This is a genomic window from Neoalteromonas facilis (genome assembly GCF_002807665.1).
In the GTDB taxonomy this organism is placed as follows: domain Bacteria; phylum Pseudomonadota; class Gammaproteobacteria; order Enterobacterales; family Alteromonadaceae; genus Alteromonas_E; species Alteromonas_E facilis.
The window spans coordinates 475,081-501,103 of the sequence record NZ_PEAY01000001.1 but is presented as its reverse complement, the minus strand read 5'-3'; the positions used below and the strand labels follow the sequence as shown (position 1 = coordinate 501,103).

General features: G+C 44.0%; 20 protein-coding genes. 11 read left to right on the top strand and 9 right to left on the bottom strand.

The features are described 5' to 3' along the window. Positions 1–22 precede the first annotated feature (22 nt). The 4 genes from CSH93_RS02225 to CSH93_RS02210 all read left to right on the top strand — a co-directional run bounded on the left by CSH93_RS02225 (position 23) and on the right by CSH93_RS02210 (position 3,767). Positions 23–859 carry an AAA family ATPase gene (locus CSH93_RS02225; RefSeq protein WP_100641535.1) on the top strand — a complete coding sequence of 279 codons (837 nt, stop codon included), beginning with the start codon at positions 23–25 and terminating at the stop codon, positions 857–859. Beyond that, positions 859–2,040, top strand: a complete 1,182-nt coding sequence (locus CSH93_RS02220) for a vWA domain-containing protein (RefSeq protein WP_100641533.1) — start codon at positions 859–861, stop codon at positions 2,038–2,040. Before CSH93_RS02225 ends, CSH93_RS02220 begins: the two co-directional genes overlap by 1 nt. A 201-nt stretch (positions 2,041–2,241) precedes the next feature. Then, positions 2,242–2,958 carry a rhomboid family intramembrane serine protease gene (locus CSH93_RS02215; protein WP_100641531.1) on the top strand — a complete coding sequence of 239 codons (717 nt, stop codon included), beginning with the start codon at positions 2,242–2,244 and terminating at the stop codon, positions 2,956–2,958. Positions 2,959–3,032: 74 nt separating this feature from the next. Beyond that, complete coding sequence (locus CSH93_RS02210) at positions 3,033–3,767, top strand: pseudouridine synthase (RefSeq protein WP_100641529.1); 735 nt, start codon at positions 3,033–3,035, stop codon at positions 3,765–3,767. Positions 3,768–3,787: 20 nt separating this feature from the next. On the opposite strand, the gene CSH93_RS02205 is transcribed toward CSH93_RS02210, so the two are convergent. The 7 genes from CSH93_RS02205 to cmoA all read right to left on the bottom strand — a co-directional run bounded on the left by CSH93_RS02205 (position 3,788) and on the right by cmoA (position 11,774). Beyond that, entirely contained in the window at positions 3,788–5,152 is a 1,365-nt protein-coding gene (locus CSH93_RS02205; protein ID WP_420807237.1) for an MATE family efflux transporter, read from the bottom strand. A 74-nt stretch (positions 5,153–5,226) separates the two neighbouring features. Further along, on the bottom strand, positions 5,227–6,999 hold the full coding sequence (locus tag CSH93_RS02200) for a sugar phosphorylase (RefSeq protein WP_100641527.1): 1,773 nt from the start codon (positions 6,997–6,999) through the stop codon (positions 5,227–5,229). Positions 7,000–7,001: 2 nt separating this feature from the next. Beyond that, positions 7,002–8,225, bottom strand: a complete 1,224-nt coding sequence (locus CSH93_RS02195; protein ID WP_100641525.1) for a glycosyltransferase family protein — start codon at positions 8,223–8,225, stop codon at positions 7,002–7,004. 12 nt (positions 8,226–8,237) lie between these two features. After that, positions 8,238–9,071 carry an HAD-IIB family hydrolase gene (locus tag CSH93_RS02190; RefSeq protein WP_100641523.1) on the bottom strand — a complete coding sequence of 278 codons (834 nt, stop codon included), beginning with the start codon at positions 9,069–9,071 and terminating at the stop codon, positions 8,238–8,240. Beyond that, complete coding sequence (locus CSH93_RS02185; RefSeq protein ID WP_100641521.1) at positions 9,068–9,949, bottom strand: kinase; 882 nt, start codon at positions 9,947–9,949, stop codon at positions 9,068–9,070. Before CSH93_RS02185 ends, CSH93_RS02190 begins: the two co-directional genes overlap by 4 nt. Before the next feature lie 119 nt (positions 9,950–10,068). After that, positions 10,069–11,049, bottom strand: a complete 981-nt coding sequence (cmoB, locus tag CSH93_RS02180) for a tRNA 5-methoxyuridine(34)/uridine 5-oxyacetic acid(34) synthase CmoB (protein WP_100641519.1) — start codon at positions 11,047–11,049, stop codon at positions 10,069–10,071. Next, on the bottom strand, positions 11,046–11,774 hold the full coding sequence (gene cmoA, locus CSH93_RS02175) for a carboxy-S-adenosyl-L-methionine synthase CmoA (RefSeq protein WP_100641517.1): 729 nt from the start codon (positions 11,772–11,774) through the stop codon (positions 11,046–11,048). Before cmoA ends, cmoB begins: the two co-directional genes overlap by 4 nt. A 120-nt stretch (positions 11,775–11,894) precedes the next feature. Here cmoA and add point away from each other — a divergent pair, with 120 nt between their 5' ends. Further along, positions 11,895–12,893, top strand: coding sequence for an adenosine deaminase (gene add / locus CSH93_RS02170; protein WP_100641515.1), 999 nt, complete (start codon positions 11,895–11,897; stop codon positions 12,891–12,893). A gap of 21 nt (positions 12,894–12,914) precedes the next feature. Further along, on the top strand, positions 12,915–13,280 hold the full coding sequence (locus CSH93_RS02165) for a VOC family protein (RefSeq protein ID WP_100641513.1): 366 nt from the start codon (positions 12,915–12,917) through the stop codon (positions 13,278–13,280). 58 nt (positions 13,281–13,338) lie between these two features. Here CSH93_RS02165 and CSH93_RS02160 read toward each other — a convergent pair whose 3' ends face one another. Next, positions 13,339–13,680, bottom strand: coding sequence for a hypothetical protein (locus tag CSH93_RS02160; protein WP_100641511.1), 342 nt, complete (start codon positions 13,678–13,680; stop codon positions 13,339–13,341). Between the two features lie 509 nt (positions 13,681–14,189). Next, the gene (locus CSH93_RS02155; protein ID WP_100641509.1) at positions 14,190–19,061 is read right to left on the bottom strand and encodes a S8 family peptidase; all 4,872 of its coding nucleotides are present in this window, start codon (positions 19,059–19,061) and stop codon (positions 14,190–14,192) included. 423 nt (positions 19,062–19,484) lie between these two features. On the opposite strand from CSH93_RS02155, the gene CSH93_RS02150 reads away from it, so the two are divergent. The 5 genes from CSH93_RS02150 (at position 19,485) to CSH93_RS02130 (ending at position 26,023) form a co-directional block, all read left to right on the top strand. Then, positions 19,485–20,672: a thiamine pyrophosphate-dependent dehydrogenase E1 component subunit alpha gene (locus CSH93_RS02150; protein ID WP_100641507.1), complete on the top strand. Its 1,188-nt coding sequence runs from the start codon at positions 19,485–19,487 to the stop codon at positions 20,670–20,672. Then, a complete protein-coding gene (locus tag CSH93_RS02145; protein WP_100641505.1) occupies positions 20,672–21,649 on the top strand; it encodes an alpha-ketoacid dehydrogenase subunit beta in 978 nt (325 codons plus the stop codon). The genes CSH93_RS02150 and CSH93_RS02145 overlap by 1 nt, the downstream gene beginning before the upstream one ends. Positions 21,650–21,659: 10 nt before the next feature. Next, complete coding sequence (locus tag CSH93_RS02140) at positions 21,660–23,255, top strand: dihydrolipoyllysine-residue acetyltransferase (RefSeq protein WP_100641503.1); 1,596 nt, start codon at positions 21,660–21,662, stop codon at positions 23,253–23,255. A 102-nt stretch (positions 23,256–23,357) separates the two neighbouring features. Further along, positions 23,358–24,200 (top strand): 23S rRNA (adenine(2030)-N(6))-methyltransferase RlmJ, encoded by an 843-nt coding sequence (locus tag CSH93_RS02135; RefSeq protein WP_100641501.1) that lies wholly within the window; start codon positions 23,358–23,360, stop codon positions 24,198–24,200. Between the two features lie 2 nt (positions 24,201–24,202). After that, the gene (locus CSH93_RS02130) at positions 24,203–26,023 is read left to right on the top strand and encodes a serine/threonine protein kinase (RefSeq protein ID WP_100641485.1); all 1,821 of its coding nucleotides are present in this window, start codon (positions 24,203–24,205) and stop codon (positions 26,021–26,023) included.

Below are 26,023 nucleotides of genomic sequence, written 5' to 3'. Positions count from 1 at the left end.
AGCGAGAGAGAAGAGGCACCGAATGGGGTTTACGGGAACACAGAATTACATTGCAAGTGATGAGTTGCAACTAGCGGTTAATGCCGCAATGACGTTAGAGAAACCCTTGTTGATAAAAGGTGAGCCGGGCACGGGTAAAACAATGCTAGCTGAGCAATTAGCCACAAGCCTAAACACTCAATTGATACAGTGGCACATCAAATCAACCACAAAAGCGCAGCAAGGGCTGTATGAATATGACGCGGTATCTCGCTTACGTGATTCACAGCTCGGCGATGAGCGTGTGCATGACATAAACAATTACATTGTACAGGGAAAGTTATGGCAGGCATTCACCGCGGATAAACGTCCCGTTTTATTGATCGACGAAATCGATAAAGCCGATATTGAGTTTCCGAATGATTTGTTGTTGGAGCTCGATAAAATGGAGTTCTTTGTTTATGAAACGCAACAAGTGATCAAAGCGAGTCAACGCCCCATTGTTATCATTACGTCAAATAACGAGAAGGAGCTGCCTGATGCGTTTTTACGTCGTTGTTTCTTCCACTACATCCAATTTCCAGATGCGGACGAAATGAAGCAAATTATTGATGTGCATTATCCCGATATCAAGAAGCGCTTGATTGATGAAGCTCTTAAGGCATTTTTTGAGTTAAGAGAAATACCAGGCCTTAAAAAGAAACCATCAACCTCTGAACTATTAGATTGGCTTAAGCTGTTGGTGGCGGAGGATATTCCACCAGAAGCGTTGCAAAGCAAAGATGGTAAATCATCAATCCCACCTCTTTACGGTGCTCTACTGAAAAATGAACAAGATATTCACTTGTTCGAAAAGTTGGTCTTTATGGCGAGACGCTAGTGTTAGTCGACTTCTTTTTCACACTCAAGAAATACCGTGTTCCGGTCAGCCTGCGTGAATTGCTCGATTTGATCAATGCGCTGGAGCAGCATGTTGTGTTTGCTGACATGGAAGGGTTTTACCATCTTTCACGCATGGTCATGGTAAAGGATGAAAGCCAGTTCGATAAGTTCGATAGGGCGTTTGCTGATTATTTTAAAGGTGTCGAAAATATCGATTTATTTGACAGCACAATACCAGATGACTGGCTAAACAACGCGCTGAACCGGTACTTCAGTGAAGAAGAAAAACAAAAAATCCAAGCGATGGGTGGTTTGGATAAACTAATGGAAACCTTAAAGCAGCGTTTAGAAGAGCAAGAAAAACGTCATCAAGGCGGTAATAAGTGGATTGGCACCGGCGGGACATCACCTTTTGGAGCCAATGGTTACAACCCTGAAGGCATTCGAATTGGTCAGAAAGGCAACAGGAACTTCTCGGCTGTAAAAGTCTGGGATAAACGTGAGTTTAGAAACCTATCGAATGACACGGAACTGGGTACGCGTAACCTTAAAATGGCACTTAGAAAGCTTCGCAAGTTCGCGCGAACGGGTGCCAGTGAAGAGTTAGATGTCAATGAAACAATTGGTGCTACGGCTAAGAATGGTGGCCTGTTGGATATTCACATGGCGCCAGAGCGACACAATGCAGTCAAGGTATTAATGTTTTTTGATGTGGGTGGCTCTATGGATGCTTACATCCAGCAATGCCAAGAACTTTTTTCGGCGGTCCACACTGAATTTAAACATTTGGAGTATTTCTACTTTCACAACTGTGTTTATGAAGATGTGTGGAAAGACAATGCAAGACGAGATAAAGAGCGAATTTCTATTTTTGAAATCCTGCATAAATACGGGCGAGATTATAAAGTGATTTTTGTCGGTGATGCGACGATGGGTCCCTATGAAATAACCTATCCAGGTGGAAGTATTGAACATTGGAATGAAGAAGCCGGTGCAACCTGGCTTAATCGTATCACTCAGCACTTTAGTCACTGCGCTTGGTTGAACCCTCAGTCGCAGCCGCACTGGGGATATTATGCGTCGGTGCAAATTATGCGAGAGCTTATGGATGACAGAATGTACCCACTCACAATTGAAGGGCTTGGTGAAGCGATAAAATTACTTAGCCGTAAACAGTAGAAAGCGTTCTGAGCTATTCCTTTCGTGTACGCGCTCAGCAGCGATAAGTTTTTGTATATATTCAATTAAATCAATTGCATGCCAGCATTAAGTTTCCCTATTGCCTAAACCCTGAAGTGTTTTACTACACATAGAAGGGGTTGTTTAATCATCAGCTGTCATCATATTACTCAACATGAAGACAGTATGTGGAACACCTAGATGAAAAAAGCGATTGGCATTGCCGTGCTATTTACTGCGTTATTGTGGGTAATCCAATCTGCAGCAGTGCTATTTCATTTCAATCAAGCGATGTTTGGATTACAGCCACTCAATGTTGCGTCTTTGTGGGGCATTTTTACCGCGCCGTTGGTACACGGTGGTTATGAGCACTTGTTTAACAATACATTGCCTATGATCATTTTGTTGGCCATGTTGTGGTACGGTTATCCCAATACACGTGGACGCGTGTTTAGCGTCATTTGGATTGTATCAGGTGTAGGGGTTTGGTTGTTCGCACGAACTTCAACGCATCTCGGTGCCAGTGGTTTAACCCATGGTTTGTTTTTCTTTTTGTTTACCGTTAGTTTGTTTCGTCGAGACAAGCGCTCTGTTGTACTGATGATGATCGCGTTTTTCATGTATGGCGGTATGGTAATGACGATTTTTCCGCGTGAACCCGGCATCTCATATGAGTATCATTTCTTTGGTGCACTTGCTGGTTTTATTTCTGCGTTAATATGGCATCGTCAGGATCCAAAGTTTGTTAGCAAGCAATATGCGTGGGAAACCGAAGGGTATGAAGATGATGATATCCGTCGCATCGGTGATGAGTGGAAGATTGATCATCAACATGCTCACGGGCACGACGAACGCCATGGGCATAGTCAGGGTCACGGACATCGACATGATCACCACCATCAACGTCATCATCATTGATGTATTTGACGAATCAGTAAAGCTCGCGCAGAATGCCTGCGCATTTAGTTATGTTAACATGATAGGACAAGTCCTTGGAGCAGAAACGCCTCAACAAATTTATCAGTGATTCAGGTTTTTGTAGTCGTCGAGAGGCCGATGCGCTGATATCTGCAGGTCGAGTGAAGATCAACAACAAAGTACCTGAATTAGGCACCAAGGTCGTTGAAGGCGATGTTGTCAGCGTTGATGGCAAACCAATCCATGCGGTGAAAAAGGACAAGAGCGATAGGGTTTACATCGCCTACCATAAACCTGTCGGTGTAATATGCACGACTGAGAAAAATGTTAAAGGGAATATTATTGATGCAGTGGGTATCAAGAAACCACGCATTTTTCCAATTGGACGTTTAGACAAGCCATCAGAAGGTCTGATATTGCTGACCAGTGACGGCGATATCGTGAATAAGATCCTGCGCGCTGAAAATGCGCACGATAAAGTATACCGAGTCACGGTTAACAAACCGATAAACCCTCGCTTTATCGCGCGCATGTCACGTGGTGTACCGATTCTGAACACTGTTACCAAGCCATGTAAAGTCACTGCGGTTGGCCAACAAAGCTTTGAAATCGTATTAACCCAAGGGCTGAATCGCCAAATCCGGCGGATGTGCGAGTATTTGGGCTATGACGTTACGCGATTAGTGCGCAAGCGTATTATGCACATCAACCTCAAGGGCTTGGCAGTCGGGCAGTGGCGTCATCTAACTGAAGACGAGTTATCGGTGCTGCAAAAAGCGGTTGAGAGTTCATCTAAGGTAGCGCAATAGGTAAACGGCTTGGGTTAAATCTATGATTGGGCTTGGATCCGACGCTGAATAACTTTGACCCGAAAACCGAGCATCACAGCAGCTGTGCTTAGCCCAATAATGAATCCCATCCAGAAGCCGCGTGCTTGTAGTGCCGGTACTATCCAGTCAGTTAAAGCCAGGATTAACCCCATCGGTAAGCCAATTAACCAGTAGGCCGTAAACGTAATTAAAAACATTGCGGTGGTGTCTTTGTAGCCTCGTAATGCATTTGCAGAGATCGCCTGGATCGCATCTGAAAATTGAAATAATGCGGCTAACAGGAGGAGGGGGGCGGCATAGTCAATAACGGATATATCCGATGTATATAAAGTCGGAATGAAGTAACGCAGTAGAACAGTTAATGAGGCGGTGAATATCGCAATGCATAGTCCTAATAATACCGCTGATTTCAGTGCCAAACGCGCGTCTTTGGGGTGGTCGTGCCCAATCAAATAGGCAACACGGATTGATACTGCCATACCAATACTGAGCGGGAACATAAACATAAGTGAGGAAAAATTCAGGGCAATTTGATGGGCCGCGACAGTGACAGCACCAAATGGGGCTAACAATAATGCCACTACCGAGAAAAGGGTTACTTCAAACAGAATTGTCATTGCAATTGGAAGGCCGAGTTTAATCGTTGTTTTTAACTCTGCCATTTTGGGGAAGTACAGTACGTCAAAAAGTTTCGCAAAGCGCAGGGTACGACTAACATTGGCATATGTTAGCGTTGCAATCATCATGCACACAAACACCAATGACGTTGCAAGACCACAGCCAGCGCCGCCCATCGCCGGTACGCCAAACTCGCCATAAATTAATACATAGTTTGCTGGAATATTTACTAATAAGCCCAGCAAGGTAATGATCATTGTCGGGCGGGTTTGACTAAGTCCTTCACAGAAATTTCGTGCGCCCTGATATAGTGCAAAGGCAGGGGCTGACCATAGTACATAGGTTACGTATTCAGTGGTGATTGTGCGTAAACCATCTGCCATCGGAAACAAGTGCAGCAGCGGCTCAATAAAATAAAGCAAAACATAAGCGAATAGGCTGATCAGAAGAACACACCACATGGCTTGTTGCGTCGCAAAGGCGATCTGATGGTGTTTGTTAGCGCCGTTGAGGCGCGAGATGATCGGTGGTATCGCTAGAGCAATCCCTTGAATAAACATCAAAATTGGGGTTGTAATACTAAACCCGATAGCAACGGCCGCCATATCATTTGCTGAATAGCGACCTGCCATAATGGTATCTGACACACCCATCAACATTTGTGTTAATTGCGCGATCAGCAAAGGCCAGGCGAGTTGGATCACCTGACGCAATTCTGTTGTTAACGTACGTTGCTGTAACAATATTCCGGCTCGCGCAATCAGTAATATGCGCGCAAGTCTATCTGAATCACTAGGTTAGGTCGATGGATGTTATTATTCTATACGTTTACTCGGATCTCATCTCGGTTGCTAATCCATACAGTTTGATAAGGGGCAAGCGTTAATACTACATCGGTTAAATTTATGGCGTCGCCGGTGATCAAATCAATCCAGGTGTCAGTGCCAATCAGGTTAATATCTGAAAGCGTCACCGTCTGAGGTTTGTCCATGATATTGGAAATACAGAATATGCTTTGATGGCGCTTAATGCTTTGTCGCCAATAGCCAAATATTCCATCACCTAACTGTAAAGTAAATTGTGTTGCATTCGGGTGAAATGCCGGTTGCGCTTTGCGAATACGAATTAACTGAGACAGGCGAGTTAATACTTTGTGATGTTGTGTCATTGGGTCATCTAACAAAGCTTTTAACTCATTGAATTGCCAACGACGACGATTAATAGAACGATTCTGCCCGGTGTTTTCGACCTTTTCATAGTCGTTAGAGGTGGCGAGCAAGCTATGCACATAGATACCGGGTATTCCTTCTAGGCCAAGCATAATGGCATGTGCACAAATGAAACGATCGATCTGGTAGCGATCAGGGCCTTTTATCGTGCCTTGTAGCGCGTCAAACAGCGTTATATTGATCTCATAAGGTTTTTGTTGGCCTAGATCCGAAGTACGCCAACTCACTCGCCCACCAAAGTTCTGCATGGTTTGCACTAGCGAAGCGATTTCCATGTCAGTTAGCAATCCTTCAGCTGGCCTTAAACCGATACCGTCATGTGATGCGATAAAGTTAAAGTACGTCGTGCCGTTTTGTGCCGGCGGCATCGTCATCAACCATCCTTTTAAATAGCGACAATCACCGGTAACCAGTGTGTTGACTAACAAAGGGGGTAAAGAGAAATTATAAATGGCATGTGCCTCATTCGCATTGCCGAAATAGGTCAGGTTTTCTCGGTTTGGAATATTCGTTTCGGTGATGATGATGGCGTCAGGAGCCACATTTTCAATCAATGTACGCAGTAAGCGGATCACTTCATGGGTTTGCGGTAAATTAATACAGCTACTCCCAATCACTTTCCAGAGAAAAGCGACGGCATCGAGACGAAAAAGTGTTGCACCTTGGGTTAAATAGTCACGAATAATCCGAACAAAAGTCAGTAATACTTTGGGATTCCTAAAATCGAAATCGACCTGATCGTGAGAAAATGTGCACCAAACGTGAGAAATACCATCCGGTGTTTCCGTTTCACGCAATAAGGGGGATGTTCGCGGTCGCACAACCTGAGAGAGGTCATCTTCTAAGCCTGCGGTAAAAAAGAAGTCGTGACCGGGTCCTTCGCCACGAACGAAATTTTCAAACCAGATACTGCGTGCTGAGCAGTGATTGATCACAAGATCAAACATGAGCCCATAGTCTTCAGCTAGCGTATTGATGTCTGACCAATCGCCTAAGGATTGATTAACCGTGGAGTAATCAATAACGGAGAAACCATCATCAGAACTGTAGGGGTAAAAGGGTAGAATATGGACTTTATTGATCGTGTTGACACAGTATGTTTTTAAGAATTTATTCAGTGTATCCAGAGGCTTATGATCTTCCTCAATGATGCTGTCACCATAAGTGATCATCATAACATCACTTTCGTCCCACAGATTGCGATAGGCTTCTGGCTGTAGCGGTGGGTTATCAGCGCTGATCCCTATCTCAGAAATCAACGCATCAGCTAACTCATCGTAATTGTGAACGCTATCAACTTGTTCATATATACAGCACAAATGATGAGTAACTTTCTCTTTTAATGCCTCATATGTCGTTTGCATCGCTAGGCTCCAAATTCTTGTGCGTCCTTCTCTACGGCTTCCAGTAAACGCGGGAATATATCGGGCATTGCACTATTTACCCGGTTCCAACTAGGAATAAATGGTGTCTCCATCGGGTTCTCAAGAAAACTTTGCCCAGCTTTCATAATGTTTTGTGCAAACATTTCGACCGCTTTTTCCTCGTTATGGATGTCTAATTTAAGGCCATTCATAACCGCATCATTGTGATACGTTTCAATAAAATCCAGTGCAATCCTGAAATAGGTCGCTTTGATTGAGCGGAACATTTCAGTACTAAAGGTATGCCCTTGGGTCGCTAATTTTCTGAAAAGTGCCTTAGTGATGTCGATGGACATTTTAGACAGCCCACCAGCATCATTGTTTAAACTCAGATCTTGGTGTTTGTGATCATAAACTCGTGCAATGTCTGCCTGACACAGCCTATTGTGATTGTAGTTTCGGTGCATTTCAGACAGAACGCCAATTTCGAGACCCCAATCGCTGGGAATTCGAATATCATTGAGTACATCTCGACGGAAAGAGAATTCGCCTGCTAACGGATAACGAAAACTATCCATAAATTGTAGATATTCGTTGTATCCACAGGTGCGTTGTAGCGCACGAATGAGCGGTGTTACAAGTAGCCGAGACACGCGCCCGTTAATTTTCCCTTTAGCAACTCGCGCGTAGTAGCCCTTACAAAATTCGTAGTTAAATTGCGGGTGGGCAACAGGGTATATCAGTCGTGCTAAAAGGGCTCGATCGTAGGTTAGGATATCGCAATCGTGCAAGGCGACACTTTCCGATTTACCTGACGCTAAAATGTACCCCATGCAATACCAAACATTGCGGCCTTTGCCCATTTCTTTTGGTGCTAGTTCGAGTTTCTGCAATTCTTCATCTAGTGCTTTTAGACGAGGACCGTCATTCCACAATATACGGTGGTGCTGAGGTAGTTTGCTGAAGAACTTAAGTGCGTGTTCATATTGCGCTTTATCGGCTCTGTCGAGTCCTATAACGACCTCATTGAGGTAAGGGACATCACAAAGATGATTGATGATATTAGGTAATGCTTCCCCTTCTAATTCTGAAAACAATGAAGGCAGGATCAGCGCCATGGGACGTTGTTTACTGAACTTGATGAGCTCTGCTTCTAGCTCTTCAATGGGACGTTCTGATAGATTGTGCAGTGTCGTGACTATCCCATTTTGATAAAAGTCAGCCATAGTAACTCCAGATTATTCAAGCAATAAGATTGACGACAAAGCTTCAGCCCAGCCTTCTGGGCCGAATTTTGTCGTGGTATATACGTTATTATTTTTATTCAGTGTAGGGGGTGAATGAACGGGTGACAGTACTCTCACTGATATATCCGCAACTTCTAACATTGCGATATCATTTTTACCGTCACCTAATGCGATGGTTTTGGTTTGTTGAGACGAAGCCAACATTCCATTGTATTGCGCAGCGAGCCATTGCATGGCAAGGCCTTTGTTACAAGCACCGCAAACGTGGATAAAGCGACCACCTTCAACGGGATCTGCACCAGCATCTTTAAGTGCCTGTAAAAAGGCCTGTTTTTGTTCATCGTTTCCTTTCCATGCGACGGGCTCACCAAATTCCCGCATGGACGCCTTTTCGGCTTGCTCTGCTGACAAGCCCGTAAGTTCTTGAATGCCTGTAACGCCTAATTCAGTAAAACTTTTATAAAAACCACCAAATGTATCCGATAATGAATTAAGTATATCTAGCCAATGAAAATGTGGCTGAGTAAATGTTTTGCGGTCGTATCCGGCATGAGGCGATGGCATGATGTCATTGCAATTAAAAGAATCGGAAACCCCTTTAGGGAAGTAGCAGGCAGCGCCATTTTCGGTAATTAATGGCGTGTTAAGAGCCAGTGTGTCGGCAATATCTTTTACTTCGTGGAATGTTTTGCTGGTATTAATGATAATGGGGAACGACAAGGCTTTTAATTGCCTTATCGTTTTCTCTGCTGGCGCAGTTGAGTAGGTGTAATGGTCAAGTAAAGTGCCATCTAGATCGGTAAACACGAGATAATGACTATTCACTTCATATACTCCGCGACGACACCGGTGATGTGACGTTTATTATCTAATTCGAACACGCAATTGGCTCGTTCAGGTAAGGTATCTAAGATGTGTCGAGTAAGCCTCTCAAAATAACTTACAAACGCTTTAACTTGAGTTTCATCCATCAGCGTAGTGGCTTTCTCCGGCGAGACTTTTTGACGCAACTTATTTTCTTGTTCTAAGCGCCACGTAGACACGCAGTCAAAATCAGGGGCTTTCAACATTACCCAATAATTCATCATATTTTGTAAAGGCACATATTGCTGACGTAGCGCTGAATTTACATATTCACGCCAAACACCGAGGCCATCGTGCTCTTTTTCTAATGAATTTACAGCATAAGCCAGTGCGGTAGAGGGTTGCGGCTCTGCACCCCAACACCAACCCTCGAATATGACAACATCTACAGGGGCATTAACGACCGGCCATTCAAGCACGGAATAAGGATCATCCGTAGACTTGTCAAATTTTGGCAATGAAACAGTGCCATATTCACCCAGTTGTTTAAGCGTTTTTTGCAATAGCGATACATCATGAGTGCCAGGAACACCTCGTGTTTTTAGCAGCGGGTGGATTTTTACTGACATAGCCAGACGGTCAGATTTGGACAAATAAAAGTCATCCAGTGATAAGGCGACGACGGATAATTGTTTTTCTTGGCTTAAATACTCCACCAAATATTGTGATAACGTCGATTTCCCAGAGCCCTGCGCGCCGTTTATGCCAACGTAAAATGGTCGCTGCGCACCCTTTTGGTGCATCGCGATTGCGTCACCTAACGGGTTGAACCATTTTTGTGCATGCACTAAATAGTCAGGCGTGAGTAAGTTAGATTCCAGAAAAGCGCTGTAGTCCATATATCTTCCACGTTTACCGAGCCAATGGCTGTTGCTTTACTTATAGAAGGTAAACAACTAGTGTGCCAATTGGACGGCGTTACATGGTTATGAAGCATTAAACAGCGCTGAAGAGCTTATTATCGTTTAACCGCAGTGATCACTGAACGTAATGGTGCAGCGTATCCTTCAATCGTTTTGCTGGGATCCGATGGGTCAAGAAAGTCTTGCAGTGATTGATTTTGCATCCATTCAGTGGGTCTTTGTTCTTCTATGGTTGTAGTGCACGTATCAACGACCTTGATGTCGGTGAAACCTAACCGTGATAACCACAACACTAATGCTTCATTGCTGGGCAAAAACCACACATTGCGCATTTGCGCGTAGCGGTCAGTCGGCATCAATACCGTTTGCGCATCCCCTTCAACAATGAGTGTTTCAAGTACTAATTGTCCGCCTGATTTAAGTTGGCTTTTTAATTCCGTTAAAAACGCAATCGGATCGCGTCGATGGTATAACACGCCCATAGAGAACACACAGTCAAACCCATTGAGAATCGGCATTTGCTCTATACCCAACGGGAGCATGTGTATTGGTGCTTTGCCGTGAAAGTGTTTAATGGCATAAAACTGAGCATTAAACAGGGGGGTAGGGTCAATACCGATAACCAATTTGGCTTCTTCGCCGAGCATACGCCACATGTGGTAACCGCTGCCACAGCCAACGTCCAATACAGTTTTATCTTTTAAGGAGTCAATATGCGGAACTACACGTTCCCATTTCCAGTCTGAGCGCCACTCTGTGTCAATATCGATGCCAAAAAGAGAAAATGGTCCCTTGCGCCACGGCATGAATTTTTTAAGCAGCGAACGCGTTCGGGCTTCATCATTTTCAGCCAAGTCTCCTTTTTCACCTATATTAACAGTATGTTTTAAGTCAATATTTGAAGGTGTTAATACAGGAAGTTGTTCGATCAAACGCCCCAGTTTAATAGCCTCTTGACTATGATGAGAATCAAGCCATTCATCTAACTGGTGAGGAAGAGTGTTTAACCAATGACTAACAGAAGAGTCTATTAGGTCGTAATAGCATTGTTTAAACCATTGTTGAGGATGACTCATGCTTTGATCGCTACCATTGAACAGAAGTTAAATTGCTGCTGTGTAATCACAACAGAATGAAAGCCGGCCCCCAATAGACGAGACTCATGCTCAGAGAACGTATTGAGCTGCATAACATTTTCCAATGCCGCTCTTTTCTGACTAATTTCGAGTTCACTGTAGCCGTTGTCTCGTTTGAATTGATGGTGTAAGTCGACTAACAATTCATTGGCTTGAGCATCAGGGTGCCTGATCTTTTCGCTCAAAATTAGAATCCCACCGGGTACTAAACCATCAGCAATTCGTTGGATCAGGGCCTGTCTTTTTTCTCGTTCAACAAATTGCAGCGTAAAATTCATGATCACGACGCTAGCATCTTCGATTTCGATTTGTGTTATGTCATTTTCAAACAATGAAATGTGGGCGGCATGAGAAAATTGGCGAATATAGCGCTGACATCTTTGCAACATAGCGGCTGAGTTGTCTATGGCAAAAATGGGATTGGCATGTTGGCTGCCATGCGCCGCTGCTAGACTGGCAGCGCCTAAAGAGCAGCCCAAATCATAAATTCGAGTGTCTGGTTGTGCATAACGCTCACTTAGCTGTTCAATGGTTTTTAAAATGCGGTCATATCCTGGCACTGAACGCGAAATCATATCAGGGAATACATCAGCGACCTGATCATCAAATCGAAAGTCTTCAACTTTGTTTAACGGTTGAGAAAACAGCTTATCGGTTTTTTCCATTATCGGCTTTAGTGAGTGTCAAAACGTTTATTTTACGCCAAATTATGCGTCTTCCAAAGCATGCATTTATAAACAAGCTCTGGTAGTTTAGTTATATCGTGAATATACCCGAGTCTTTCTATGTTTAATCCTGCGTTACCTGTTATCGATCTTCACCGACACTTAGACGGCAACATTCGCCCTGCGACTATACTTGAGCTTGGCTCACAACATGGGATCGCGCTTCCGGCCGATTCGGTTGAAGGCTTGACCCCGCATGTGCAAATCATCGATAAAACCAGTGATTTGTTGGCCTTTTTACAAAAGCTAGATTATGGGGTGTCTGTTTTAGCTGACCTTGATGCGTGTTACCGCGTGGCGTATGAAAATATGTTAGATGCCCAAAACGAGGGGATTGATTATGTTGAGCTTCGATTCTCGCCTTATTACATGGGGATGAATCATAAGCTAGCCGTGGGTGATGTTGTAGAGGCGGTTATTCAAGGCGTTAAAGATGGCAAAAAAGAGACTGGTGTTGATGCAAATCTTATTGGCATTTTGAGCCGTACATTTGGTCAGGCTTGTTGTGAAGCAGAATTAGATGGTTTATTGGCACACAAGCAGCACATAACTGCACTTGATTTAGCCGGTGATGAATTGGGATACCCTGCTGAATTATTTGAAACTCACTTTAAAAAGGCGCGACAAGCCGATTGGTATATTACGGTGCATGCCGGTGAAGCCGATGGTCCTAGCAGTATACGCCGTGCAATCGACCTATTAGGGGCCAGTAGGATAGGGCATGGTGTGGCAGCGGTACAAGATGAAAAGTTGATGGCGGAGTTAGCTCAAAAGGCTATCCCGATAGAGTCTTGCCCTACCTCAAATTATCAAACGGCGACGGTCGGTGATTTAACGCATCACCCTCTTAAAACATTTATAGAGCACGGTATGCTGGTTACCTTGAATACTGACGACCCTGGCGTTTCCGCGATCGATTTAGCTAACGAGTATGCGGTGGCGAAAGATGTTATTGGCCTATCTGAAGACGAATTAAATACGATCCAACTAAATGCGGTAAAAGCGGCTTTTTTATCAGAGAATTCGAAGCGAGAGCTGTTAGCCAAGAAAGCCAAGTAGCAACATAAGGGAGCAAGTTCTGTGACGGAAAATACAATTGATTACATAGAGTTTCCTGCTTGTAATTTGCAGGAAACGAAGACCTTTTTTCAATCGACCTTTGACTGGCAATTCACTGACTATGGGCCAGACTATACAGCTTTTATTGATGGGCGATTAAATGGCGGCTTTTTTAAAGCTGATATGGCGTCTCTAGTAAGCCATGGAGCGGCACTTGTGGTGTTATATACGGCTGACATTAATTCAACGCTTCGCAAGGTCAAATCAAACGGTGGTGTTGTTACCAAAGATGTTTTTGAATTTCCGGGAGGCTGCCGCTTTCATTTTACCGAGCCCAGTGGCAATGAGTTAGCTGTGTGGTCGGATATAGTGCCAGACACCAAATAAAAAAGGCTCGTCACGAGCCTTTTTTGCAATCTATTGTTTATAAAGTCAATGGTCGCATTTAATGACCGAACGCAGATGTATTTACTCTTTCTACATTCCCTTCAGCCCAATGTCCTTGTGGCATCTTTCTGACCAATAAAGTTCCAGCCACTATAGAACTGTTTAATTCGTTTGAACGGGTGGACAGTTCGTTTCCACAACCGTTTTCGGTTGCATTGCTAGTAACACTGGTAAATACAGAGTTGTTAACAGCCTTATCTTTTTTACGCAAAACGGTTTGCTCAGCATAAGTGTAAGAACAAGCACCATCTTGTATTTGATTTGAATTAGCATGTACGTAGGGTACAAGGGTGGCAGAACAACACAGTATCGCTAATAAATATTTGGCTGATTTCAACATGACAAATTCCTTTATACGGATGTCAGTATTCAACCTCTAAGTGATAGTTCAATAAATGGCAGGTTTGATACGTTGGTATAAATTTTTATACCATTTGGATATAGGCACTAAATAATCTTCTCTGTCAGGCAGTATAAGCCTCGAACCTATATTGAATAAACTCAGAGCGATACTTCGGCGAGTAGAGAGGTCTAGAATTCTTAAATTAATCAAGCGTAACTTTAACCGAGTTTGCTTTGACAATAATTAGGAGAAATAAAAGATTGGTTACCTGAATTAACGTATTTTAAAGATATGAACCACCGAGATACTCTTAAATCATTTTTCGACAGGTAATACCAACAAGCGAATAATTGGTAAATGAATAGCAATTCAGTACATGAAAAGAAGCATCAAAAGCTAATACTATTTCTGCGTCTAATAGCTCACTTTTCTCAATCCGCTATTCACTCATAACGTAAAAACAAAAAGGGCCACAAAAGTGGCCCTTTAAATTAAGTCGTTAAAACTTAGTGAAGTTTTCTTCTACGTAACCATACAACTGGAACTAGCAATAATGCTAACCAGCCAAGGCTACCTGCTTTCTTATTCGTCACTCGAACAGTTACAACTTCAGTCGTTGTATTTAAACCGTCCGTAGCAACAACTTCAAAAGACACTGAAGTATCAGCATTGGTGGCTGGTGCAACAGTAGTATAAGAAGTGCCTTCTACACCATTGATTGTTACTGATACAGCGTCACCTTCATTGTCTGAAGTCGAAACAGTCACACGGATAGTGTCACCTTCAACAACAGATGATGGAGCTGAAACAGATACAACTGGTGGCATGTTGTTCTTAACCATTACGTTTGCCGTAGCAGTTACTGCATTTCCATTACTGTCAGTTGCCGTCATCTCTAGAACAATCATAGAGTCTTCGTCTACTTCTGGTGCCATTAGAATCGCTTCAACAAGACCGTTGCCTGCGATTACCGCAGCAGGACCAGATACTTGCTTCCACAATACTTCTACTTCGTCACCGTTTGGCTCAGTAACCGTTGCAGGAAGGTCAAGTTCAGTTAACTCAACTACTTCTAGGTCAGCAACCGTCATACCATCGATAAGCGCAACCGGTGGGCCTTCGACTTGAACGTCAGAGAAGACTTCTGATGCAACAGACGCTGTTCCAGGGAATGCTTCGTCTGTACCAGGTACGAATACCTGAGACATTGCAACCATCTGGATAGGACCACCAGCATTGTCTGCATCAACTGTTACGTCGAATGACAATAAAGTAGGTTCGTCAGCAACGTCTTGTAGCCAGAAACAGATTTGAGCACCTGAAACTGCATCAGCGCCGATGTCACCTATTGGCGCTTCGCTTCCAGTGTATGATACAAAATGAGTGTTAACACCCGCTGTACCCGTCGCATTCTCGAAGCCGATGGTTGTCGGAATCGCATTTGCGTTGTAATGCTCAACATTATCGTATGCAAATATAATGTTTGGCGTACCAGGCGCTGCGTCATTATTTACAACGATCTGGAAGTCAGCAATGTCCGGCACACCGTACCATGTCAACATGTCTTCCCACTCAATGATAACCAAACCATCACCACCAGTTGAAGCCACTGTTACACCACTGCCATTGGCAACGTCAAACAACATGTCTCTCCAGTATGGTGCGATAACCGCATTCGGCGCATCGCTGTCAGGGAACAATTGGTTGACCCAAGGCGTAGAGCTAACGTCTGTGCCCAAAGTAATGAAGCCATCATCTGTAACTGTGAAGCCGTTATATTCTTCACCTAAGAATTGGATTCTATTACCGAATACACCCGTAGTAGTATCGCCATCGATATTTGAGTTAATTCCAATACCGAAATCTGACAGGTTGATGTAACTGCCGTCACCAAATGGAATTGCACAACTTGCATCTACCGCATTGCTTGTAACCGAATATGTGGGTTCAACACCTAATAGAGAAGGTTGTGTCAAAGTCCATGTGAGTGTGTCACCATCTACTTCAGCACTTGTGCTTGCAGGATCCAACGTAACACCCTCTGGAAGCGTTAAGTTAACCTCATAGCCTCTGTCTTCACTTGTGAAGTTTGCATCAACTGCAACAGAGAAGGTGAGTGTGTCGCCTGGGTTTAAGCGATCATTTGATGGTGCTACTACGTATACATCATCTTGACCTCTTTCAACATTCACTGGGATCAAGCCAAGGTTTCCTGCGTCTTCAGCAGATGTACCAAGGTCAACTGCACCGAAGTACATATCACCCTCTGCGCCGTCTGCTAAGTCCCAAGTGAAACGTACTTCAAATGGTGTTAACTGAGCGACTGAATCAGGGCCTTCAACCATTAGGTTGTCGCCTGCGTCACCATCTACTACTGCATATGACAAATCAAACGTGTCTGTTGCATCTTCAGCAGAAGCAGCCCAGTTTTGAACGATTAACCAATAGAAGCCAGCTTCCGGCATTTCAAGGTCAACGGTTTCATCTGCACTACCAGTTGCACTAAAGCCAACGATTTCGTCTGGAGTAGGGACACCATCGGCATTTCTGTCGATAACTACCCATAGATCAAGATCAGGAGACGTTGAGTTCGTTGTCATCGCAACAAGACGTTTAGCTCCTTCAGGTACATCTACCGTAGTGATAGATAAACCATCTGTTAAATCGTCAAGGAAGTCTGAGTTGTCGCTGTCTTGAGCTACTTCACCATTTACAACAGTTGCTTTGGTTAAGCCGTAAGACGTTGCAGTGAAATCAGTGATTTCAACAGCTAACAAATCTTCAACCAAGAATGAATCTTGATTACGATTAGCTTCGAAGCTTAGCTCACTTGGAAGGTTACCGTTCGACGCGACTACGGACACTGGCCAGTGAAGGTCAGGTGAAGCGTCTGACGTAAAGTTAACAATACCAAATGACCAAACATCGCTTGGCGAGTTGAATGCGTCAATAGTGACTGTTACTTCCTGAGATTCACCTTCAGCCAACGTAAATTCAGCTGGTGAAACTGTGATGCCTAGATCCCCTGCGATTGAAGCACCAGATGCACTCCACGTACCTGCTTTAGTCGCAGTTACTGTACGAGTCCATGAACAGGTACCGACACAGTTATCGTCTGTGATACTGGGTAGGTTAAGCGTTCTTGGCTCACCACCAATGTTAGGGTTGGCGTCAATGTAGTTTTGAGCCGATTCGTCCATGACTAGGCCAGTTTGCACGGCTTTGTCAACTTGAACACGACCTGAACCCATATCAAACCAGTCACCTGCAGTTGTTCCATCTTCTTTGATAACTGTCGGAGTAGCAGTCATCGCTAGAGCAGATCGAATGTTGTCTGGTGTCCAGCTAGGCTTAGCACTCTTAACAAGCGCAGCAGAACCCGCTATGTGCGGTGAACTCATTGATGTACCTGATAAGTAATCAAAATCGCTCGCTGCAGGATCATGACCATCATGGCCAAACTGCTGATCGGCATATGCTGCATAGATATTGACACCTGGGCCAGTGATGGTTGGTGTCAGTGTAGAGAATGATGTGTTAGGGCCTTTAGACGAGAAGCCTGCCAGCACGTCTACACGACTATCATCAATCACTAAAGTACCTTCAGATGCTGTAATCGTAGCCATGTGGCCTTCGCCCGACGCTAGCCAATCACGAAGTAGGGCACCTTGATCTATGTCAACGTGGATACCTGGGATAACATATATATCACTGTTAAGTGTATTTGAACCACCTGCTACATTCGCTAGAACATAACCACCTGCACCACCATCAGCAACGTTAATGGCTTTTTGGACACGTGCAATAGAGCCACGATCACAAACTACGATTTCGCCGTTAAAAGTGCCTGCTGGGAAAGGCTCTAAACATTGTGCAGGATCGTTATCAGGATCATTTGGGTTTTCAAAATCGCCCGCGTAAACGATAGAGGCAGTGATAGCTCCAGAATTGCTTACACCGGTAATATCTGCAAGTTCAGAATCACCACCAGTGAAATCACCAATTTGTTTTGGATATTCTACTGAACGACCATGCTCAGCAGCCGCAACAGCTGTATACCAAGGAGCATGCTTCGGAGTAGTCGCAGCGCCCGGGCCGCCGTTACCGGCAGACGTTGCCACGAAAATACCTGCATTTCTGGCTGATAGATATGCTAATTCTGTTGAGCTGTTCCAAGAAAAGCCACCGCCGCTGATTGAATAGTTGATAACATCAACGCCATCAGCGATTGCAGATTCAATGCCCGCAGCAATTGCCGCTCCAGGACAGTCACCATAAGTATCGCCTGCAGAGCTTCTGCCGCCGAAACAAACTTGGTACGAAACAATATTTGCACGTGGTGCAACACCAGAAATGCGATCAAATACGAAGCCGGTCTCTACACCAGAACTATCATCCGAGCCTAATTCAGGTAGTGATTCAGGCACATCATATAAAATGTTACCTGCAGCAGTACTAGCTACGTGAGTACCGTGACCGCCGTAATCTTCACCGTTTTTTGGAAGACCTGGAGGGAACACGTCAGTATCATCATAGTTGTCAGTGATGACTGGGTAGCTGTATACACCAATAAGTTTGTCATTACACAGTTCAGGGAAATCCCCCGCACAATCACCTAAATATACACCTTCACCCAATGGGTTAGTGTGGTCATATCCATCGCCCGAAACATCTGCAAATGAATCATGATCTGTGTTGATACCACTGTCGATGATGCCTACAACAACACCTTCACCAGCTGCCTCGTTACCATTATTAGCAGACCCGTTCCATACTGACGGTGCACCAATCAGACCTGGGCCTGTGTCAGTATCAACAGTAAACAGTTGATCGCGCTCGACATACTTAACGCCAGGAAGTTTTGAAATAGCTTCTGCTTCGCTTGGCATCACTTTTATCGCCATACCATTGAGCGCGTATTTATATTGAGCTAAAACTTTTGCGCTTCCTGCAACCTGTTTTACCTTAGAAATGGTTTCGGCTTGTCTATTCTCCAAAAATGAAGCGTACGCCACTACCTCAGGAGCATTTACATCTAGCTTTGTAGATGTTTTTGCTTCAGTAAGGGTACGAGCCTTTTGATTAGGATTTGTTGCTTCTAGTCCTTCTATTCCGCCGTTGTAGATAGCAACAGGGTCATTCTCTAGATGAACGATGTAGATGTAAGGTTTATTTTCTAAGCCTTTTTCTACAACAAATCCGCGTTTGTTTGCGAAAGAGCTTTTGTCTAGCCCTTTATTCACGGAAATGGCTTGAACTGCACGCAGTTCGTTGGTGTTGAGGCCAAATTCACTGTTAGCGTTACCTAGCTCGCTAGCAGAATGAACTGACATCGACATCAACGCTGCTGAGACAGCTAATGTCACTTTATGGTTCACAGGTTAACCTCCGTCTTCCTGGTATGGGAAATAAGTCCCTGGATTAATGGTTATTTTTATAATTTTTGAGCAGTTAGGTTTAATAGCTCAAGGTCGCGCCAAAAAAATGGCGATTACATAGTAGTAGCACAAAAAAATCACTCCTGTCATGTAAATTTGGGTTTAAATTTACAACTGAGTAGAGGATTGAAAAGATCATTAATTAACGTAAAAAAATAGATTTATTCAAATCTTAAGGATTTTCACAATTATGTTTTCGTGATGGCGACTTCATAGGATGATTATCCTGTTTATGTTTACATTTTTGAAACAATCACACTTTTCTAACATATGTATTACAAATAAAAAGCAACGCTAAGATTTAAATATTGGCGTAGACTTTTGCCACATAATTAAACCCTACAAATACAACGCGGAGTTTTTATGAACGACCGTAACCACTTGTCAAAGGTTGGCTCGACGCAAACCGTCAATGTTATAGCAAACGGAATCGTCGATATTCCCATGCTTCAGCTATTAGATGAGCAAGGCAAATTGATTGCTGATGCCGAAGCACCTCAGCTTGATGAGGCTGAATCAACCAAGATATTGCGTACTATGGAATACATTCGTTTACTCGATGAGCGAATGATTGCGGCGCAGCGTCAAGGCAGAATCAGTTTCTATTTAGCCTGTACAGGCGAAGAGGCTGCAACTGCGGCTAGTGCTGCTGCACTTAAACCCCAAGACATGATCATGTCGCAGTACAGAGAACAGGCTGCATTAGCCTACAGAGGGTATAAAACTGAGCAATTTATGAATCAGATGTTCAGTAACCGACTAGACCCTAATAAAGGTCGTCAAATGCCAATCCACTATGGCGATAAAGAACTTAACTTTATGACGATATCTTCACCGTTGGGTACACAAATACCTCAAGCGGCAGGCTATGCATACGGTCAGCGCTTACACGGTTTAGACGCAGTGACTATTTGTTATTTTGGTGAAGGTGCAGCGTCTGAAGGTGATTTTCATGCGGGTCTCAACATGGCTGCCGTTTTGAATTGTCCAGTCGTGTTCTTCTGTCGTAATAATGGCTATGCCATATCAACGCCGGCTGAAGAGCAGTTTGCTGGTGACGGTATCGCCTCCAGAGGTATCGGTTATGGCATTAAAACGATTCGTGTAGATGGTAATGATGTACTTGCGGTATACACAGCGACCCAAAAAGCCAGAGAAATAGCGTTAAGTGAACAATGCCCTGTATTAGTTGAAGCGATGACATATCGATTAGCTGCGCACAGTACATCTGATGACCCAACGGGTTACCGCTCTAAAGATGAAGAGGCTAAATGGCGCGAACGCGATCCAATCAATCGCTTCAAACAATGGGTAATAGCGCAAGGTTGGTTTGATGAAAAATTACACGAAGCCTACATTGCGGATTGTCGTCAAGAAATTCTAGCTGCCGTAAAAGTGGCAGAAAAAGTGCCGGTATGCCCGCTAGATGACATGGTTAATGATGTTTACGACACGGTTCCTTGGCATTTGCAAGAGCAATTAGACTCGCTTAAATCTCATATTTCTAAGTACCCAGAAGCGTATCCCAAGACTGCGAAGGAGATTAAATAATGGCTAAGATGAATTTGCTGCAAGCCATCAACAATGCGTTGATCTTGGAAATGGAACGCAATGATAAAGTTGTAGTGTTCGGTGAAGACGTTGGGCATTTCGGTGGCGTATTTAGGGCAACCAGCAACCTACAAGAAAAATTCGGTAAACAGCGTTGCTTCAATTCACCGTTGACGGAGCAGGGAATTATAGGCTTTGCGAACGGCCTCGCATCTCAAGGTTCATTCCCTGTTGCTGAAATTCAGTTTGCTGATTACATTTTCCCAGCCTTCGACCAAATCGTAAATGAGACGGCTAAATTTCGTTATCGCTCTGGTGGTCAATTTACTTGTGGCTCGTTAACTATCCGCACACCTTATGGTGGCGGTATAGCGGGCGGGTTATACCATTCTCAATCACCAGAAGCGTATTTTGCACATACACCAGGAATTAAGATTGTCGTTCCAAGAAACCCATATCAAGCAAAAGGCTTGTTATTGGCGGCGATACGTGACGATAACCCTGTATTATTTATGGAGCCCAAGCGCTTATATCGTGCATCGGTTAGCGAAGTGCCTGAAGAGGATTATACGTTACCATTGGGTAAAGCTGACGTGGTTGAAGAAGGAACGGATATTACTCTTTTAGCCTGGGGCGCGCAGATGGAAGCGGTTCAACAAGCTGCTGAAATGGCACGTGAAGACGGTATAAGTTGTGAAATCATCGATTTACGCAGTATTTTGCCTTGGGATGCCGAAACGGTAGCACAATCAGTGATGAAAACCGGTCGTTTGTTGATAAACCACGAAGCACCTATTACAGGTGGTTTTGCCAGTGAAATAGCGGCAACGATCCAAGACAAGTGTTTCTTATATCTTGAAGCTCCTATTGCGCGAGTGTGCGGTTTAGATACGCCATATCCGTTAGCGCATGAGAAAGAATACATGCCGGATCACTTGAAAACCTATGAAGCTATTAAGCGTACAATGAACTACTGAGGGTAATGTGATGAGTAATGATTTTATTTTACCCGATATCGGTGAAGGTATTGTTGAATGCGAATTGCTTGAGTGGCTAGTAAAAGAAGGTGACCTGATCGAAGAAGATCAGCCAGTTGCTGAAGTAATGACTGATAAAGCAACCGTGCAGATCCCAGCTATGCACTCCGGTAAAGTTGAAAAGCTTTACTATCAAGTCGGTGAGATAGCAAAGGTTCATGCTCCATTATTTGCTATGAGCTATGCTGACGATAATGTGGTTGTTGAAGCTACACCTGAGCAGGACGTGCAAACCACTGATAGCGCTGGCGAAGCGTCAACTTCGACTGAAGACTTTATCCTACCTGATATTGGCGAAGGCATAGTTGAATGTGAAATAGTTAAGTGGCTAGTTGCTGAAGGTGAGGCGGTTGAAGAAGATCAGGCTATCGTAGAAGTGATGACTGACAAGGCTGTAGTCGAGATCCCCGCTAAAACAGGTGGGGTTATCGTCAAGCAGTATCACAAAGAAGGCGAGATTGCGAAAGTACATGCGCCATTGTTCGCGCTGCAAGTTGAGGGCGCAGACGTTAGCTCCAATGCTGTCTCTGCTTCTGCACCTACTCAGGTTGAGAAAACCATACAAAATAATACCGCAGCAGTAACCCCCAGTACTGCATCAGGCAAACAACAGGGGGGAGAGTTTGAAGCTCCTGTCGCTATCCCTGGGAAAGTGCTGGCAAGTCCGGCTGTTCGCAGGGTTGCGCGAGAAAAGAATATTGACCTATTGTCGGTAACAGGCAGTGGTAAAAAAGGTCGTATTTTAAAGCAAGATGTTTTGACTATGACTGCTCCTTCCTCATCGACTTCGGCGACAGTGACACAGAGCAACAAAGCAAAGCACATTGTTGAATCATCACGCTCTGACAAAACAATAAAGGTTAAAGGAATACTAGCGGCGATGGCGAAGCAGATGACAGAATCTGTTAGCACTATCCCGCACTTTACTGTGAGTGATGATTTGGACATGGGCGCACTCATTGAGCTGCGTAGTCAATTGAAGCCATTGCTGGCTAAAAAAGAGATCAAATTGTCGTTTATGCCATTTTTCATCAAAGCGATGTCAATGGCATTGTCTGAATTCCCGATTATCAATAGTCGTTTGTCAGCTGACGGTAGTGAGTTGACGTATGTAGCAGACCATAACATAGGTCTTGCGGTTGACAGTAGAATTGGTCTGTTGGTGCCTAACATCAAGTGTGTTCAGGATAAATCAATTGAGCAAATCGCGATTGAGCTGAACTCGATTATTGATAAAGCGCGTGAAGGAAGACTTACTAGTCAAGACCTCAGTGGTGGCACGATTTCTATATCGAACATTGGCGCTATTGGCGGCACAATCGCCACTCCCGTTATTAACAAACCTGAAGTGGCAATTGTTGCATTAGGTAAGACGCAAAAGTTACCACGGTTTGATGATAACGGTAATGTTTATGCCGCAAACATCATGCAGGTGAACTGGTCTGGTGATCACCGCGTAATCGACGGTGCAACCATGGTCAAGTTCAACAATAGATTTATGGAATTGCTGCAAAATCCATCATTGATGTTGTTAAACCTGCGCTAAAATCAGAATAAGCAGCTGCATCAAAAGGTGCAGCTGCTCTCACTATTTACGCGGCCACCGCGACATGGTTAAATGCCCACAAATCAGTGGTCGGAATAACCCTTGTTAAGTTATAAACACGCCTTTCACAGCGGTAATCATGCAGACGTGCTTAAACACGTTATCTTGCTCTCTACCATCAACAAGTTTTCTCAAAAAGCAAAACCCTTTTGCGTGATTGATACTCATGCTGGTGCCGGGTTGTATGCTATGTCTGATGAGCAAGTGCAATTAAACAAAGAGTACGAGTCGGGCATCGCAAAAGTGTCAGACTATTCATCACAGCTTCATGACATCAAGCAATATGTGGAGATAATCAGCACTTATAAACAACAAGGTTTGTTACCTGGTTCTCCTGTTATTGCGGCTGATGTTCTGAGAGAACAGGATGAATTGACGCTAATGGAGCTTCATCCTAATGAGTATGAAAAGCTCAAGAAAACAAAACGGCTAGCGTCTGCTCATATTCACAACCGTGACGGATTCGAAGGTTTGCTTGCAATAACTCCACCGCGAATACGACGCGGTATCGTGTTAATTGACCCTCCATACGAGCAGTTGGAAGAGTATCAAAAGGTTGAGGAATGTATTAGCGCACTGCTAACACGTTGGCCAAACGTATGTGTGTTGTTATGGTATCCATTGTTATCAGCGAGGGCTAAAGCTAAATCTGGCCGTTCTGAGAAGATGCTCCAAAAATTAGCTGACAACGCAACCAGCGGTGCTTTTTATGCACAGTTACTAGTGGATACCAAAACGTCTGATACTGGAATGTACGGTTCAGGTATTTTAGCGCTAAACCCTCCGTGGCAGTTGTTTGAAACGGCAAGAGATATCACTGCAGAATTATCACAACAATTAAACGCGTGTGAGCATACGGTGGAGTGGCTCATTCAGCCAGACTGACTATGAGTGAAGGCAAGCAACTAAAGCATTTCTACATTCCTGAAGAGCAAAGCATTTATTTGCTCTCTCACGCCGATGCTAAAAAGCTAAAGGACTGGTTTGCACTGTGCTCACAGCAACTGACGCAGTTGGGCTATACCGATGTGGAAATGATCGGAAAAGGGGCTTTTGGATTTGCATTTGCAGGTATAAACCCTTTTGGTCAGGAGCATGTGTTTAAGTTTTCTCGCATCAATTTGCCGCAACATGTACAAGATCGTCTTGAAGAAGAGGCTTTTATGTTGGGACAGGTTAAACACCGCTATGTTCCAAGTCTCATTGAATTCCAACAAATTAGACGTCAATCCATACTGGTGATGGAAAGAGCTAAGGGGGATGATCTAGAGCGCGTTTCATTGAGAGAGGGGCCGCTTGGTGCTGAAATCGTATTGCGTATTGCTGTTCAGATCGCAGAAATATTGATCGCTCTACGCACGAATGTTCACGGTGATGATCTTAAACCTATTGTGCATGGTGACATTAAACCATCAAACGTTGTTTGGGATGAAGAATCACAAACGATAGGGCTTATTGATTGGGGCTCTAGTGTGTACGCTCAACTTGATGAGAAAGGACAGCATATCAACCAAAATGTGATGGATTTGATGTCAGGCGACTTACAACAAACCAACGCACGCTTAGGTGATGTGTACTTTATCGGTGATGATCAGTTAAACGGCGCATTATCGTCACCGCGTTTTGATGAGCAGGGCTTAGCAAGCACTTTATATGCGCTGGCTTCTGGCCAATCATGTCGTTTTGGACGCCATGTCATACCACCATCCTCGCTTGGGCTTCCCAAGGTGTTTTCAGATATTTTAACAGGGATGTTAAGTGACGATGACAAGACACGGAGAGCAGCCGGTGATGCGTTCTTCAGTAACTTATATTTACTTAAGAATATTAAGTTATCCGAACATCATCATGGGCCAATGCCCGCGATGATACCCAGTTGGTCAAGTGCACACGAAAAAGAAATAGAAACTGTTGTGTACAGTTCACGAAAGTCATATCTAAGGCAACAGGCGGATCTTACTGAATGCGAGCTGAAATATATCAACGATGCGCAGTTTGAACGCTATTACAAAAACTACATGCAGGGGATGGGGGAGACTGAAAAAGCCTTTATCGCAGCGGTTTCACGACTAGGTAAATACCCTGTAGTTGGTGGACTTGTGGTGCGTTGGCAGGCGGAAGGCGTGTACATCGATTCCAGCCTTAATTTGTTCGAAGCTGAGCTTAAATATGCATTTGATATGGCAGTGAATGTGGTTGTTACACTAGCTCGCGCCATTCACCGCGAGGGCATCTTTAAAAGCTGTATGTTCAATGCAAAAGATACCTTGCATATTGAGCGGACATCTGAAGACGAGCCGTTTACGCCTGAGCCTCATCTGAGAATTCCATTTGAGAAAAGTAAATTGTCAGTGTTTGAAGATGAGAGCCGTATGCATTCTTATTTTGAGGACGGTGAAGACCCTGATGAGCTTTTAAAGTTACCGGCTGCGTTGCTGTCAGTGATCACCGAACTTAATCAAATCCACCATACGGGTTGTATAATTTTTGAATCACTACCGACTCACCTTAAGATCCACAATTACTATAAGTTATTGGATCATGCACAAGAATCGCGCTTTACTGCTTTATTAAATCAAGTCATTGAGCTGATCCCTACGATTGAAGGTATTGGTATTTCTGGCTTTATGAAATTGCCATACAAAGACACGCGTTTCTTTGAGCATCAAGCAACTGCAAAAACGTATTATTATCCAAGTAAACAATAG